Below are 16,219 nucleotides of genomic sequence, written 5' to 3'. Positions count from 1 at the left end.
TTTAGATCTAAAGTGATTTTTGAATTAACTCAGCAACCAGTTTTCCTGAAATTAAAGCAGGCGGAACCCCCGGACCAGGAACAGTTAATTGTCCTGTAAAATATAAGTTACGAACTTTTTTGCTTTTTAGTTTGGGTCTCAAAAAAGCGGTTTGTAATAAGGTATTGGCCATTCCGTAAGCATTTCCTTTATAGGCATTATAGTCAGCTACAAAGTCGTTTTTACAGAATGATCTCTTAAATATAATGTTTTTTTTGATTTTTTGTTGTGTGATTTCTTCAAAACGATTAATTATTTTTTCGAAATATTTTTCCCTAAGTAATTCACTATCATCTATTCCGGGTGCTAACGGAATTAAAAAAAAGCCGGTTTCCATTCCGTCAGGAGCTGCTGTCGAATCTGTTTTTGATGGAAAATTAGCATAGAACAATGGCGCTTCAGGCCATTTTGGTTCGTCATAAATATCAGCTGCGTGCTGATTGAAATCGACATCAAAGAATAAGGCGTGATGGGTTATATTTTCTATTTTTTTGTCAAAACCTACAAAAAACAGCAGGGACGAAGGTGCAAAAACACGTCCCTCCCAGTATTTGTCAGAATAAGCGCGGTGCTCTTTTTCGAGTAAAGTTTCGGTATGCTGGTAGTCAGCTCCGCTTAAAATTATATCAGAATGGATTACTGTTCCGTTAATTACGATTCCTTTTGCCGTTTTGTTTTCGACAATTATTTTTTCAATTGCAGAATTGGTTTTGATTGTTACTCCTAATTCCAAAGCTAATTTTTTGATACCGCGAACGACATCAAACATTCCGGTTTTGGGATGCCAGGTTCCTAATCCGAAATCAGCATAATTCATAAAATTGTAAAAAGAAGGGGTTTTGGAAGGTTTAGCACCCAGAAACAAAACCGGGAATTCCAGAATCTGAATTAATCTTTCGTTTTTGAATTCTTTTCGTATATCAGAACTAACGTTGCTAATAAACTGATTGAGCTTTAAAATTGTTTTTGGCGTAATCAATTCTAAAGGAGAAACCCCGGGACGATATACCAGATCTTTTATGGCAATATCATAATTGCTTTTGGCCTGATTGATAAAAGCCTGAAGTTTTTTCGCACTTCCTTTTTCAATGTTTTCGAAAACAGATTTTATAGCTTCGAGATTGTCGTAAATATTGATAAAATCATCAATTCCAAAGTAAACCCGGTAAGCAGGATTTAACTTTATAAGCTCGTAATAATCAGATTGTTTTTTGCCGAAATCCTGAAAAAAGCGTTCGAAAACATCCGGCATCCAGTACCAGCTTGGTCCCATATCGAAGGTAAAACCGTTGCTTTTAAACTGTCTTGCCCTTCCTCCAATTGAATCATTCTTTTCGTAGATAGTTACGGTATGCCCCAGTTGTGCCAGGTAGCATGAAGCAGACAAAGCAGAGAATCCTGAGCCGATTATGGAAATAGTTTTTTTCATTTGTTTAACAAATATACAAAAACTTTAAACAAAATTATATTTTCTTAATTGTTTCTTCCATCGAATCAAAAACAAATGTTCTTTCGGATAAGTTTTTTCTTTCGATTTGCTCTGTCATTTTTCCGACGAGCCAGATTTCGTTGTTTTTTAAGAGTAATTTCTGTTCCATTGTTTTTACATATTGGTTCACAATACTGCGGTCTGGCTGTACAGTCATGAAGGTAACAAAAGTAATCGTACTGAAATGTTTAGTAAGATCCTGAAGGTTTTCTATTGGCATGCTTTCGCCGAGGTAAATGGTTTTGTAACCCTGCAGTAAAATTTCGTATTGAAGATATAGCAATCCTATCTGATGAATTTCGTTCAGCGGTAAAGAGAGTACAAATACTTTATCTGTTTTTACAGGTTTCATGATTTGAAGTCCTTCCGTATAAATCAATATTTTTTGTTTGATCAGATGGCTCATGAAATGTTCATTTGCAGGACTTATGGTTTGTGACTGCCATAAAAGTCCTAATTCTTTCAACAGAGGAAGGAAATGCTCCTTAAAAACCCGCTGAAATGATTTTTCAGAAATGAGCCAGTCAAAGGTGTTGAAAAAAAGTTCCTGATCGAAATTCATCATCGCCATCTTGAAGGAGTTGATGGCATAGTTCTGTGAATTTTTCATGGAAATGATTTCACGTACCAGCTGTGGAATTTTTTCTTCCGGGAAAGTCGCTATTTTAGATATTTTGTATCCATATTCATGAAGCAGTGTAATATTGAGCAGTTTTTGCAGACTGGTCAGATTATAAAGTCTGATATTGGTATCTGTTCGCATAGGTTCAAGAATGTTATATCTTTTTTCCCAAATACGAATGGTATGCGCTTTGATTCCGGATAAGTTTTCCAGATCTTTTATACTGAAAACGGTCTTAATGTTGTTTATCATTTTTTATAATTGGATAAACAAAAATAGAATAAAATCTGATATTGCTTATTAAAACAAAATAAAAATGATAGATTTTAGAAAGTTACCGGTTCAATGCTGTTTAATAAATCTAAGTGCAAAATTGTTCTGGAACCATCTTTGCTTGGATTATACATGGTTTTGAATTTTGCTCCATATATAATTTCTTTGAAGGTATACGAAGTCCTCGCAGCAACTGTATTGCTGAACATATCATCGAAAGTGCTGATAAATACTAAAATTTCACCATGAATTTTGTTGAAATCTTCTTCAGTAAAGTTATACAAAGGACTGTTTTCGGTTATGGGATGAACTAATGTCCAGCTTAGTGAAAGGGCATTAATCCTGTCTAATTCTAATTCCAGGTTATAGAACTTATTCGTCATTTTGCCATTTTCTTCTATGGTCATTCCGAGTGTTACTTTTGCTTTGGCATCAGTAAAATTGGTATTTTTGAAAGGAACAAGCCGAATCATCAGCCCTTTGCCTTTTCCATAAGGTGAGATTAATGCATGATGCGAAAATTTTAAGAAAGCGGTTGGCTTGCTGAATCTACCAAAGAATAAGCCTGTTGCAATGGCAAAACTTAAAAGTCCGATCAAAGCTTCTGCCGAAGAAAGAGCACTGGTTAAAAATCCTGTTGGACTGATATGTCCGTAACCCACAGTTGTAAAAGTCTGGGCGCTGAAAAAATAGGCCTGACCAAATTGTGTCAGTATGCTTTGGGATTGTGCAATACCGTGCAGATGCTCAATTCCGATTGCATAATAAAGAACGGCAAAAACAAAATTGATTACAATATAAAAAACAAACAGTATAAGCATGAATTTCCAGTTGGGCATATCAATCATGGTGTGGTACCAGCTGATCCGGCGTAACAAATGCATCCCTCTTTTTTCGATATTCGGGGTTCCGTTTTTGTTTACAAATCGTCCGCCATAACTGTTGGCATTGGCACCAAACCCTGAATTTTCATCCGTTTGTACATTGTGGTTTATTTTTCTTAAAAGCGCCATTTGGTTTTATTTTGTGCAAATGTAAGGATATCTTTTATTGTAATTACAGATTGTCAGGCAGAGCGGAGTTGGAGCCTTTCAGTTCAAAAAACGCTGTTGCAATAAGGATTAATTCAGTAGGCTAAATTAAAACTAATGCGGTTTTTAAATAAAAAAACAATCTGTAAAAAGTAAACTCTACAGATTGTCAGGTTTGTGTTCGTAATGGATGCTTATTTACAGAAAGTAGCCCTGTTTTTAACAGCACTCTGACTTCCTAACTCGATTGCTTTAGAGAAATCTTTGCAGCAATTTTTTTTATCTCCTGATTTGTTGTAAGCCAGAGCTCTAAGGTTATAAGCAACATAATCTTTCGGATTGATGCTAATTGACATTGTACAATCCTTTATTACATCGGGATAATTCATTAATTTGTAATTAACATTTGCTCTTCCTGAATAGGCACCGGAATTAAAGTCATCTAATTCCAGCGTTTTGTTGAAATCGGTCAAAGCTCCCTGTAAATCGTTCAGTTTGAATTTGGCAACTCCTCTGTTTTGATAAGCTTCTACAAATTTTGGATTCTTGCTGATTGCTTTTGTGTAGTCGGCGATGGCCCCTTTGGTGTTTCCGGCTTCGGCTTTTTTCATTGCTTTATCGAAAAAATCGTTTGCTGATTGCGACCATACTGACGAGGCCGCCATAAAAAATAAAGTAAGTAAAATGTTTTTCATAAAAACTAATTTGGGGTTTAATTTAATATGAAACGAATATATAAATATTTCTTTTGTAAGCGTATGTCTTTTTGCTTAAAAAAATGAAAAGTAAGAATTAATTTAATGTATGATGAAAAAATTATTTAAACTCTATTTCAAAGTAATTAAGGAGAGACTTATAGTTATCCTGAGCGGTTAGACAAGTATTTAAGAGATATTCCTGAACAAGATTCCATTCCTGCAATCCCCTGTAATAGAATAATTTTAATTCTTCATCAATTATAAAAGGAACAATATTATTGGCAAGACATTCTTTAAACATAATTAATCTTCCTACGCGTCCATTGCCATCCTGAAAGGGATGAATGATTTCAAATTGGTGATGGAAGGCAATAATATCTTCAAAAGTTTTATTCTCTTTTTTATGATAGTTAAAAAGCAGCTCTTTGATTTTTGCGTTAACTTTGTTGTGAGTACAAGTCTCATTGCCCCCGACTTCATTAGGAAGTTTTTTATACTCCCCAATATTAAACCAGTCTTTTCTGCTATCTGATGTGCCTGACTTCAATAAAAAGTGCAACTCTTTAATAAGACCTTCTGTTAACTTGCTTTTTGCTTTATCAATAATCAAATCAATACAACGAAAATGATTGGAAGTTTCAATAATATCGTCTACATTGACACTTTCTTTAGAAACTCCAATTGTATTAGTTTCAAAAATAAAACGTGTTTGCTCCTGCGTAAGTTTACTTCCTTCAATACGATTAGAATTATAAGTAAAATCAATCTGAGTCCGGTGGTAAATACCCCCTTTCAGTTTCATGTCTTTTTGCTCTTTTAAATGGTTGAGCAATATATTATTACTGAATTTTTTATTTCCTTTTTCAGTCAGTATAGCATCATCTGGAATATTCCATGTTTTACCAGTCAGGAAAGCACCTTTTATTCTGGCTGTAGCGCAATAATGACGTACTGTTCTTTCAGACAGTTTCCATTTTTTAGCGAATTCACGAACTGAAATATACTTCATAATTTATTTTAAAAAATGCCGTTATCGGCAAATATACAACAAAAAAGCATCTTTTAAACGTTGATTTTTGCCGATAGCGACATAGGTGATTAATTTAAAATTTGTAAAATATTTAAAATCAGGTTAAAAGCTTTTGTGTAGATGATAAGTAAAAAATCTTCTGTTTTTTACAAATGGAACCTGAAAATTTGATTAGTTGAATTTTAATGAATCAAAGAAAACGTTTTCGTTATTTCCAGTTGTTAAACCTTATTAAAATTTATTTTTTAGTTTCAATTCTTTGCTTACTTTCGCAACCAAATGAGAAGAATAATTGTATTTCTGGTATTCATTAATTTCCTTCTGCTGGGCGGAGGGCAATATATCAATGCCGGTACTCATCAAAATTCTCATCATACATACGAGCATAAACACCGCATAAAATATATCACTCACGAACAGGGAACTCCTATCCTTGAAGAAGCAGACGTTGACCTTGATGAGGAATTTCAGGGCGGCGATGCTCTTAAAAGTGATTTAAGCGGTAAAGTTTTTACTTCAAATTACAGTCTTCTTGATAATTGGTATCTGGCATTTTCGGATCAGATTACGGTTAATTATCACAGCCATTTCAAATTCTTCGTGCCATTCTGTGGCTATTCAAATCCTATTTACATTACGCAGCGCGTTTTAAGAATCTGATAATACCTATACATCGGTTGCCTGAGTTATGAGCATTTCATATCTCGTGATGTATATTTTTATTTCTTCACATGGGACAGTTCTGTTCTGACGATGGTTACTGATGCTTTTTACCTCTAATGGAATCTTTGCATTCCAGTCATTAATCGCTTAATTTCCATACTTAAATCATGAAAAGAATTGTTTTCACAGGCTTAATTGCCTTAGTGTGCCTAACCAGTTGTACATCTAAAAAAGAAGAAAAAGAGGAAGCAGAAAAATTTACAGTAACCAATCCTGTAAAAATTGACACTTCGTTTTCCAAAGAGTATGTTTCGCAGATACGCTCTGTACGAAACATCGAAATCCGTGCTCAGGAAAAAGGGTTTTTACAAAATATTTATGTTGATGAAGGTCAGTTCGTAAAAGCCGGTCAGCTATTGTTCAGAATTATGCCAAACATATATCAGGCAGAATTGCTGAAAGCGCAGGCAGAACAAAAATCAGCAGAAATCGAAGTGCTGAATGCCAAAATGCTGGCAGACAAAAATGTCGTTTCTAAAAATGAACTAAGTCTTGCTCAGGCAAAATTACAATCTGCAAAAGCAGAAGTGGCACTGGCAAAACTGCATTTATCATTTACAGAAATCAGAGCGCCGTTTGACGGAACAATCGACCGTATCCCGTTAAAATTAGGAAGTCTTATTGATGAAGGCGAATTGATGACAAGCCTTTCTGACAACTCCCAGATGTTTGCTTATTTTAATGTATCTGAACCGGAATACCTGCAATATCAGACGAACGTAAAAGACCGTGCCGGAAATAATATAAACTTACTTTTGGCCAATGGTGCTATTTTTAAAGAAAAAGGTAAGGTAGAACTTATTGAAAGTGAATTTGATAATGAAACCGGAAATATCGCTTTCAGAGCCAGATTTGCCAACAATGGAAAACTGCTTAGAAACGGAGAAACCGGAAAAGTTCAGATGCTTGTTCCGTTGAAAAATGCTATTGTGATTCCGCAAAAAGCGACCTATGAAATTCAGGATAAAAAATATGTATTCATAGTGGGCAAAAACAATAAAGTGAGTTCAAAAGAAATCACGATTACAGGCGATATCCCGGATTTATATGTGATCAGCAGCGGACTTACTGAAAATGATAAAATTTTATTGGAAGGAGTTCAGAAAGTAAAAGAAGATGACAAAATCAATTACGGTTATATCGCTCCGCAAAAGGTCATTAACAATTTACGATTAAAAGCGGAGTAGCTTTTTTGTTTTTTTCGTTTCAAGTTTCAGGTTTCAAGTTTATACGGAAACTCGACACGAGGATTTTAGTGAATTAGTGGAGCAAACCTGAAACCTGAAACAAATTTTAAACTTTCTCTTTAGTCCAATCATTAAAAACAAACAAACAGATGTTTAATAAATTTATACAAAGACCTGTACTGTCGATTGTAATATCGCTAATCATTGTCTTTTTAGGAATATTATCGGTACTAAATTTACCGATTACTCAGTTTCCTTCGATTTCTCCGCCAATGGTAAATATCACTGTAGATTATCCGGGATCGAATGGAGAATTGATGATTAAGTCGGTTATTATTCCGTTGGAAAGAGCTTTAAATGGTGTTCCGGGAATGAAATATATGACCTCAGATGCCGGAAATGACGGTGAAGCCAGTATTCAGCTGGTCTTCAATCTGGGTACAGACCCGAATCAGGCTGCTGTAAATGTTCAGAACCGTGTAGCTTCGGTAACCAATAAATTACCTCCTTTAGTTGTTAGGGAAGGTGTGAAGATTACCCGTGAAGTTCCAAGTATGCTGATGTATGTGAATCTTTACAGTACGGATAAAAATACCGATATGAAGTTCCTTTACAACTATGCAGATATCAATATACTTTCAGAACTGAAAAGGGTAAACGGTGTTGGATCCGGAGATATTTTAGGAACACGTGAGTATGCGATGCGTATCTGGTTAAAACCGGACCGAATGCTGGCGTATAAAATTTCTGCCGAAGAGGTGATGGAAGCATTATCCAGCCAAAGTCTGGAAGCTTCACCAGGAAAAACTGGGGAAAGTTCCGGTAAGCGTTCCCAGGCATTTGAATATGTATTGAAATATTCAGGACGTTTTACAACCAAAGAACAATACGGTAATGTTGTCGTAAGGTCTAATCCTAACGGAGAACTTTTACGTTTAAAAGATATTGCAACTATTGAATTCGGAAGTTCGATGTACGATATTTATTCGAACCTGAACGGAAAACCATCTGCGGCGATTGTATTAAAGCAGTCTTTTGGAAGTAATGCCAATCAGGTTATTGAAGACGTAAAAGCCAAACTGGAAAAACTTAAAACCAAATTCCCAAAAGGAATGGACTATGAAATCTCGTATGACGTTTCAAAATTCCTTGATGCCTCTATCGAAAAAGTAATTCACACTTTGGTTGAAGCCTTTATCCTGGTAGGACTGGTAGTATTCCTTTTTCTGGGTGACTGGCGTTCTACAGTTATTCCGGCAATTGCAGTACCGGTTTCGTTAGTGGGAACATTTGTGTTCATGACTTTCTTCGATATTTCACTAAACTTAATTACCTTATTCGCCTTAGTATTGGCAATTGGAGTCGTCGTCGATGATGCGATTGTAGTTATTGAAGCCGTCCATGCCAAAATGGAAGAAGAACATCTGTCGCCATTTAAGGCTACTAAAAAAGCGATGCATGAAATTGCGGGGGCCATTATTGCAATCACTTTCTTAATGGCGGCAGTATTTATTCCGGTTGCGTTTATGTCTGGACCAGTTGGAGTTTTCTACAGACAGTTTTCGATTACAATGGCAACGGCAATTATACTTTCGGGTATTGTGGCTTTGACTTTAACGCCCGCGCTTTGTGCGATGATGCTAAAAAATAATCATGGTAAGCCGAAGAAGAAAACTCCGGTAAACCGATTTATCGATGGTTTCAACAATAAGTTCAACCTGGCTCAGGGTAAATACCAAAATGTACTGGCAAAAATTGTAAACAGAAGAGTGGTAACCATTGTTGCGCTTCTTGGATTTTGTGCAGGAACATGGTTAATAAGCAGTACGGTTCCTTCCGGATTTATTCCGAATGAGGATCAGGGAATGTTTTATGCGATTATCCAGACACCTCCGGGCTCCTCTTTGGAAAGAACCAATAATATTGCCGAGCAATTGCAAAAAGTGGCCGAAGGTATAGAAGGAGTAAAATCAGTTTCTTCACTGGCAGGTTACGAAATTTTGACAGAAGGTACGGGAGCAAATGCCGGAACCTGTCTGATCAACCTGAAAGACTGGAATGACAGAAAGCAATCCGTTCAGGAAATTATGATTGAACTCGAAGAAAAATCGAAAGACATTCCGGGAGCCAATATCGAATTTTTCCAGCCGCCGGCAGTTCCCGGATATGGAGCAGCGGGAGGATTTGAGCTACGTTTGCTCGATAAAACGGGTACAAGTGATTTTAAAAAATTGGAAGAGGTGAATAAAGAATTTGTTGAAGAACTGAACAAACGTCCTGAATTAACCAACGTATTCAGTTTCTTTAGTGCGAGTTTCCCTCAGTATATGATGAAAGTTGATAATGATCTGGCGCAGCAAAAAGGGGTTTCTATCGAAAATGCGATGAACACTTTATCAACGCTTGTAGGTAGTAACTACGAAATCAGTTTTATTAAATACGGAATCAACTATAAAGTTATCGTCCAGGCAGCACCGGAATATCGAGCCCAGCCGGATGATATTTTGAAATTGTATGTAAAAAATGATCATGACGAAATGGTGCCATTTTCAGCCTTTATGAAACTGGAAAAAGTGTATGGTCTTTCAGAAATTACGAGACACAATATGTACACTTCTACAGAGATTAGTGGTGGTCCTGCTCCGGGTTATAGCTCCGGAACTGCGATTAAAGTAATTCAGGAAGTGGCAGCCAAAAAACTACCAAGAGGGTATGATATTGACTGGGCAGGTATCTCTGCCGATGAGGTAGCGCAGGGAAATCAGGCTATTTGGGTATTCTTAATCTGTTTAGGATTCGTTTATCTGGTTTTAGCAGCTCAGTACGAAAGTTTCATTTTGCCTTTATCTGTAATTCTTTCGTTACCGGTAGGTATTTTCGGAGCTTTCCTTCTATTGAAATTCGCAGGATTAGAAAACAACATTTATGCTCAGGTTGCGATGGTAATGCTTATTGGTCTTTTGGGTAAAAATGCTGTATTGATAGTCGAGTTTGCCATTCAAAGGCATGCCGCAGGAAAATCAGTTTTGGAAGCTGCTATGGAAGGTTCAAAAGCTCGTTTTCGTCCAATTTTGATGACTTCGTTTGCTTTTATCGCCGGATTATTACCGCTTGCTTTTGCAACTGGTCCGGGTAAAATTGGAAACAGAACCATTGGTACCGCTGCAGCAGGAGGGATGCTTATCGGAACTATTTGTGGGGTATTTGTGATTCCGGGTCTGTATTACATTTTTGGAAAAATAGCCGAGAAATATAAGCTGGTAAAACATGAAGAAGAAAATTCATTAACTGAAGAAATTGACAATAATCATGTATAAATTCAAAGCATATCAATATAGTATTGCGTTAAGTCTTTGTCTTGCTGTAGTGGGCTGTAAAGCTCCTGTAGCCGAGACAGTAACGGCAAGTGCACCCGTTCCGGAATCTTTTGGAACAGGGAAAAACCTGGATACAGTTAATACGGGTTCCATGAAGTGGAGAACATTTTTTAAGGACCAAAATCTAATTGACTTAATTGAGGTAGCCTTAAAAAACAATCAGGAATTAAACATTACACTGCAGGAAATCGAAATTGCAAAAAATGAAATCCGTGTTAAAAAAGGACTTTTACTTCCGTCTGTTGGTGTACGTGCCGGAGCGGGAGTAGAAAAAGTTGGGCGCTACACCAGTCAGGGAGCGGGTGATGCCACTACAGAAATAAAACCTGGGGTAGAAACTCCGGATCCGCTGGGTGATTTTACCATTGCTGCTTATGCCAATTGGGAAGTCGATATCTGGAAAAAACTGCGAAATTCTAAAAAAGCGGCAGTAAATCGTTATCTGGCAACTGTAGAAGGAAGAAATTTTGTGATTACCAACCTAATTGCTGAGGTAGCCGATTCATATTACGAATTATTGGCTTTAGACAGTCAGTTGGATATTGTAAAACAAACGATCGAATTGCAGACGAATGCTTTAGACATCGTAAAAATTCAGAAACAGGCTGCCAGGGCTACAGAACTTGGCGTTCAGAAGTTTCAGGCTGAGGTTTTGACTTCAAAAAGTTTAGAGTTTGATATTCTCCAGAAAATTAAAGAAAACGAGAATAAAATCAATTTCTTATTGGGAAGATATCCGCAGGAAGTGAAGAGAACCAACAGTAACTTTTTAACGTTATTGCCTGCAGAAGTCAACTCCGGAATTCCGTCTCAGTTACTGATGAACCGCCCGGATGTGAAACAAGCCGAATTAGAACTGGTTGCAGCCAAATTAGATGTAAAAGTAGCCCGTGCCGAATTCTATCCTTCGCTTGATATTTCGGCAGCTTTTGGTGTACAGGCCTTTAAACCGTCTTATTTGTTTACGTTTCCGGAATCTATTTTATACTCGCTTGCAGGAGATCTTGCAGCGCCACTGATTAACAGAAATGCTATCAAAGCGGAGTTTTCTAGTGCTAATGCAAGACAGCTTCAGGCGTTGTACAATTACGACCGTACGATTTTGAATGCGTATCTGGAAGTTTCGAATCAGCTTTCTAAAATTGATAATTTACAAAAAAGCTACGATTTAAAATCACAGCAGGTGGACGCTTTAAATAAATCGATCGAAGTTTCGAATGACTTGTTTAAGTCGGCAAGAGTAGATTATTTCGAAGTTTTGATGACACAGCGTGACGCTTTAGAATCAAAATTAGAATTGATAGATACCAAAAAAGAACAGCTCAACGCAGCAGTTTATGTTTACAAAGACTTAGGCGGAGGCTGGAAATAATATCATTTTTTTTATTTTGTAGGATTGAGCCTCCCGAAAAGTTAGAATTTTCGGGAGGTTTTTTTGTGGATGATTTGGTGGTTGAAATGATTTGTAATAATAAGATTGTTATATTAGCTGAATGATACCTTATGATACAAAGTAAAACCAAATGTGGTGGGTTGGAGTTGTTATATGAAAGGTATAAATGAAGTCATACTTAATTTTAAAGTAAATCTCCATGAAAATATTTCCAACAATGAATTATAAATGAATTAACAGATAATTCTGAAAATAGTATTGAATTATTGAAGTTGAATACATTAGAATCTGATAGTCTTTCAACTAAATCAACTAATAAAGAATTTATTGGACGAATAAATGCAAACTATTTCGAAATTATAGGCTCCGAGGTTGGTATTGGTGCATTTACTGTATTAAGAGGTGATTTTCAGATGGCTACGTTAATGTTATGGGAGAAGTAAATAACCCTTTCAAAGTGTTAATTTCAATAATGCTTATATTTGCAATAGGTGGTATTTCTTACAATGCTTTTAAAATTGGTTTTCCTGGAGCTTTTGGGATGTTAGTACCGCTTACCATGTTTGTTGGGCTCATGCGATTCATATTTCTAGGTTTAATTTTTAAAAGGTCATTTAATTTGATTTTTGGTAAATTCACTAGCTTGCTAAATGTAAACCAATTTAATGCTCGTTTGTAATGAGTATTTACATGAATTGAAGAACATAGAGATATTTGTAAGGTAACTATTTAGCACCGTATATATCTATCAGCAAAAAAACAATATATGGAAACAGAAGAATTCGGGGATTTACCTTGGATGACAGAAGAAATAAAAAATCAGATTCGTCATCGAAATAAAATTGTCAAAAACAAAGATATCGAAAGTTTATTTTTACTAGATAATAGTGATTTTTCAATTGCATTGTATGAAATTTTAAGTAAGCAATGTGATTTTAAACCTTTTGTTTTAAATCATGCTCAAAGAGTTTTATTTCTTAGTATGCTTATAGAAAATGCAGGACAAGCTGACTCTATTTTAAGTTTTCTACAAGAATATTATTCAGAATATGCTAATGAAGTAGTAGGTGCATTAAAAGAAATTGGGGCAACAAAATCTGCTGAATTTATAAAGCAAGCGATTGAATTGCTACCTCAGGATGGAAGTTGGTTTTTTGACAATGCAGATGAAAACTCCGAAAACTTAATGGTCAAACTTGATAGTGAGTTTTCAAATTATCCGGATGGACCAATGCGTGATTTATATCGAAAATATGCTGAGATTCACAGAAATGAAATTTAAAAACCTATGCTCAATCTGGTGCTCGTTTGCAACGAGTACCTACTTAAAGAATAGTGTTAGCGTTTGCAACGCGGCTTACTAAAACAAATAATCATAACAAGCGAAAATATCTGAATCAATCTGGTGCTCGTTTGCAACGAGTACCTACTTAAATTAAAAGAATAGTGGTAGCGTTTGCAACGCGGCTAACAAAAACAAACAGTCATAACAAACGAAAAAATTATCTGAAACAATAAACAATGTCAGAAAAGTACAAAGTAATAGACAGTACAGTTCCCACTTTTATAACGATAACAGTAGTTGACTGGGTAGATTTATTTATAAGACCTGTTTATTGTGATATTTTAGACGAATCATTAAATTATTGTATCAAAGAAAAGGGACTAAGTGTTCACGCTTATGTGTATATGAGTAGTCACATTCATTTAATTGTAACTGCGCCAGATGGTGAATTGCAAAACATTGTCCGTGATTTTAAAAAATTTACTTCAAAAAAATTAATTGAAGCTATAAAAGAGTATCCTGAAAGCAGACGTGAATGGCTTTTGCGAAAATTTAGTTTTGAAGCAATAACAACAGGAAGAGCAAAAAACTATAAACTTTGGCAGGATAGTTTTCATCCTGTTATATTGGATACGTTAGGGAAAATAGAACAGAGAATAAAATACATACATTATAATCCTGTAGACGCTGAGGTTGTTTTTCATGAACGTGATTATGTAAACAGCAGTTATAGAAATTACGAAGAAGATAATACTGTTTTTTGTAATGTTGCAGTTGAGCCATTGTGGTAAATGAGCCGCGTTGCAAACGCTTTGGTTAAGGTTTAAAAGTAAGTAGGTACACGTTGCAAACGAGCACCAGAATTGTTTTACCCAAAATAATAAATAACAATTAAATAATTATAAGATGACTCTTAATACTACAATAAGTATCAAACCTTTCCTGACAGTAAGCGATGGTAAAAGGGCTCTTGATTTTTATATTGCTGCTTTTGGTGCAACCGAAAAAACGAAATATGAATTTTCAAACGGAAAAATAAGTGCTGAATTAGCTATCGAAAATGCCTCATTTTTTATTGGAGATGAAGAACCGGAATTTGGCAACTTAAGTCCAAAAATTGAATCCAATAGTCCTGTCCGATTAATTCTTACAACCCAAAATGCAGACAAGCTTTTTGATCAGGCCTTGAAATTTGGCGCCACTACAATATGCCCTATGACTACAGAAGAAGACTGGAGAATTGGAAAGCTAATAGATCCTTTTGGACACATTTGGGAAATTGGTTATGTTTTGTAAATGAATATAATAGTTAAAAAAAAACAATCCCATGAATCCAAAATTTGAAGCAGGAATTAACATTGCAATAAAAATTCCAAAAAGTAAATTCGAGAAAACGGTTGCTTTTTACAGAGATGTTTTAAAACTGGAAGTTGAAGAAAAGCCTATAGAAAATCCAACAGTTTCAAGGACATTCGAAGTAAAATTCGGTCATAATATTATATGGTTGGACTGTGTAGATAATTATACCCATTCAGAAACCTGGCTGCAGCTTACAGTTCCAAACGTAGAAGAAGCGACAAATTATCTGGAATCGAATGGGGTGGAGACATGCGACGAAATTGAAGAGATTCCAAAAAATATGCACTGGATTCAGGATCCGGCCGGAAACGTATTCAACCTGCAGAAGAGGCAAAAAGAATAAGGAATGACAAGATTCTCATTTTTAATGAATTACATAAGTATCGGGTGGGAAAATCAATAAAAATTAATTCTGGCAACCTTCTGAGAATTCTTTTCAGAAGGTTCTTTTTTGGCTTATTCTTTGAATAATTAAAGTAAAAGTGTGTTTTTATTAATAAAATATCAATTATGTAAGTTATTTTAAAAATTATGAAACAAATTTGGATTACATCGAATGTAAATTCGTAATAACAAAATCAAATTATAATTTTAAAAACAAAAAAACATGAAAACTAGAAATTTTTTATACGTATTAGCCTTAAGCTTTGGATTACTCGCAACTACATCTTGCAGCAATGAAGATAACGAAGGGGAAACAATTGTACCAATTCAGGGAAAATATGAGTTAAGCCAGATTGGAGGAATAGTTGATGGACAAGAGGTTTTAACAGATGTAGAACAAGATTGTGATACTGAAAAAGATTATTTAGAACTAAAATTGAGCAATGTTGCAGTTAGGGGCGATTATAATGATAATTGCAACAAAACTGAAACAACAGGAACTTATGTGAGATCTCATAATGATTTGACTCTAACTTTTGGTAGTCTAAGCACAACTTCTGATATTATGAATCTTACTAACAAAGAGTTGAAATTAAAAGAAAAAGTGACTGGCGTTATTACAGTTTATAAAAGATAAATAAAATCTTGAAATAAAAAACAATTTTGAATTAGGGAAAAAACGGAAATAACTGAAAAGTAATTTCCGTTTTTTTTTAGTATTCAAAAGGTTATATTGATTAATCCCTAACTCATTAAAGAATTTTGTTCCTGGATATGGTGGGTTAAAAATGCTAATAATAAATTGATTTTGATTATATTAGTTCAGATTTTGACTAACTCAAAACAAATATATGGAAGATCAAAAAAGTAATGTAGATAATTTAATACCAAAGGTCACAGGAATTGGGGGAATTTTCTTTTTTTCGGACAATCCTCAGGAAACAAAAGACTGGTACGCCAAAAACTTAGGTTTTGAAATGAGTGATTGGGGTACTTCCAGTTTTGAATCCAGGGATCTCAATAAACCAGAAGAAATAAACTCGCTTCAATGGAGTCCTTTCAAAAAGGGTGATGAATATTTTTCTCCGTCCAAAAAAGATTTTATGATCAATTACCGCGTTCAGAATATTGAGGGCTTAGAAACACAGCTTAAAGAAAACGGAGTAACCATACTGGATGAAATAGCTACTTATGATTACGGCAAATTTTTACATATCATGGATGCGGAGGGCAACAAAATTGAATTGTGGGAGCCAGCATAAAGTACATCGCTTCAAGATAAAGCTAAAGAATCGCTTATAAATACCAAAAACCTCTCCAAGTAGTTCA

The 16,219-nt window shown here is 35.3% G+C and carries 17 protein-coding genes; 12 read left to right on the top strand and 5 right to left on the bottom strand.

Annotation, left to right across the window (positions count from 1 at the left end; genetic code table 11):
- Positions 1 to 7 precede the first annotated feature (7 nt).
- The 5 genes from GXM17_RS08595 to GXM17_RS08575 form a co-directional block, all read right to left on the bottom strand.
- On the bottom strand, positions 8 to 1,468 hold the full coding sequence (locus tag GXM17_RS08595; protein WP_163398911.1) for a phytoene desaturase family protein: 1,461 nt from the start codon (positions 1,466 to 1,468) through the stop codon (positions 8 to 10).
- Positions 1,469 to 1,502: 34 nt separating this feature from the next.
- A complete protein-coding gene (locus GXM17_RS08590) occupies positions 1,503 to 2,402 on the bottom strand; it encodes a MerR family transcriptional regulator (protein WP_163398909.1) in 900 nt (299 codons plus the stop codon).
- Positions 2,403 to 2,476: 74 nt separating this feature from the next.
- Positions 2,477 to 3,436, bottom strand: a complete 960-nt coding sequence (locus GXM17_RS08585) for an ion channel (protein ID WP_163398907.1) — start codon at positions 3,434 to 3,436, stop codon at positions 2,477 to 2,479.
- 212 nt (positions 3,437 to 3,648) lie between these two features.
- Entirely contained in the window at positions 3,649 to 4,149 is a 501-nt protein-coding gene (locus GXM17_RS08580) for a tetratricopeptide repeat protein (RefSeq protein WP_163398906.1), read from the bottom strand.
- A gap of 121 nt (positions 4,150 to 4,270) precedes the next feature.
- The gene (locus tag GXM17_RS08575; protein WP_163398904.1) at positions 4,271 to 5,161 is read right to left on the bottom strand and encodes a Fic family protein; all 891 of its coding nucleotides are present in this window, start codon (positions 5,159 to 5,161) and stop codon (positions 4,271 to 4,273) included.
- A 300-nt stretch (positions 5,162 to 5,461) separates the two neighbouring features.
- Between GXM17_RS08575 and GXM17_RS08570 the strand changes: the two genes are divergently transcribed.
- The 12 genes from GXM17_RS08570 to GXM17_RS08520 all read left to right on the top strand — a co-directional run bounded on the left by GXM17_RS08570 (position 5,462) and on the right by GXM17_RS08520 (position 16,152).
- The gene (locus GXM17_RS08570; protein ID WP_163398903.1) at positions 5,462 to 5,842 is read left to right on the top strand and encodes a hypothetical protein; all 381 of its coding nucleotides are present in this window, start codon (positions 5,462 to 5,464) and stop codon (positions 5,840 to 5,842) included.
- A gap of 170 nt (positions 5,843 to 6,012) precedes the next feature.
- The gene (locus GXM17_RS08565; protein ID WP_208796429.1) at positions 6,013 to 7,092 is read left to right on the top strand and encodes an efflux RND transporter periplasmic adaptor subunit; all 1,080 of its coding nucleotides are present in this window, start codon (positions 6,013 to 6,015) and stop codon (positions 7,090 to 7,092) included.
- Positions 7,093 to 7,241: 149 nt separating this feature from the next.
- Positions 7,242 to 10,409 (top strand): efflux RND transporter permease subunit, encoded by a 3,168-nt coding sequence (locus GXM17_RS08560; RefSeq protein ID WP_163398901.1) that lies wholly within the window; start codon positions 7,242 to 7,244, stop codon positions 10,407 to 10,409.
- Positions 10,402 to 11,841, top strand: coding sequence for a TolC family protein (locus GXM17_RS08555; protein ID WP_163398900.1), 1,440 nt, complete (start codon positions 10,402 to 10,404; stop codon positions 11,839 to 11,841). Before GXM17_RS08560 ends, GXM17_RS08555 begins: the two co-directional genes overlap by 8 nt.
- A gap of 287 nt (positions 11,842 to 12,128) precedes the next feature.
- Positions 12,129 to 12,305, top strand: coding sequence for a hypothetical protein (locus tag GXM17_RS21660; RefSeq protein ID WP_208796428.1), 177 nt, complete (start codon positions 12,129 to 12,131; stop codon positions 12,303 to 12,305).
- Positions 12,293 to 12,541, top strand: a complete 249-nt coding sequence (locus GXM17_RS08550; RefSeq protein ID WP_163398898.1) for a hypothetical protein — start codon at positions 12,293 to 12,295, stop codon at positions 12,539 to 12,541. The genes GXM17_RS21660 and GXM17_RS08550 overlap by 13 nt, the downstream gene beginning before the upstream one ends.
- An 87-nt stretch (positions 12,542 to 12,628) precedes the next feature.
- Positions 12,629 to 13,144, top strand: a complete 516-nt coding sequence (locus GXM17_RS08545) for a DMP19 family protein (protein ID WP_163398896.1) — start codon at positions 12,629 to 12,631, stop codon at positions 13,142 to 13,144.
- A gap of 239 nt (positions 13,145 to 13,383) precedes the next feature.
- Positions 13,384 to 13,938, top strand: coding sequence for an REP-associated tyrosine transposase (locus GXM17_RS08540; RefSeq protein ID WP_163398894.1), 555 nt, complete (start codon positions 13,384 to 13,386; stop codon positions 13,936 to 13,938).
- 115 nt (positions 13,939 to 14,053) lie between these two features.
- Positions 14,054 to 14,443, top strand: coding sequence for a VOC family protein (locus tag GXM17_RS08535; protein WP_163398892.1), 390 nt, complete (start codon positions 14,054 to 14,056; stop codon positions 14,441 to 14,443).
- A 31-nt stretch (positions 14,444 to 14,474) separates the two neighbouring features.
- Positions 14,475 to 14,849: a VOC family protein gene (locus GXM17_RS08530; protein ID WP_163398891.1), complete on the top strand. Its 375-nt coding sequence runs from the start codon at positions 14,475 to 14,477 to the stop codon at positions 14,847 to 14,849.
- 264 nt (positions 14,850 to 15,113) lie between these two features.
- Positions 15,114 to 15,527, top strand: a complete 414-nt coding sequence (locus GXM17_RS08525) for a lipocalin family protein (RefSeq protein ID WP_163398889.1) — start codon at positions 15,114 to 15,116, stop codon at positions 15,525 to 15,527.
- Positions 15,528 to 15,741: 214 nt separating this feature from the next.
- On the top strand, positions 15,742 to 16,152 hold the full coding sequence (locus GXM17_RS08520) for a VOC family protein (protein ID WP_163398888.1): 411 nt from the start codon (positions 15,742 to 15,744) through the stop codon (positions 16,150 to 16,152).
- The last annotated feature ends 67 nt before the right edge of the window (positions 16,153 to 16,219 follow it).

This window comes from Flavobacterium fluviatile (genome assembly GCF_010645065.1).
In the GTDB taxonomy this organism is placed as follows: Bacteria; Bacteroidota; Bacteroidia; order Flavobacteriales; family Flavobacteriaceae; genus Flavobacterium; species Flavobacterium fluviatile.
This window is presented reverse-complemented; position numbering and strand designations above follow the sequence as displayed.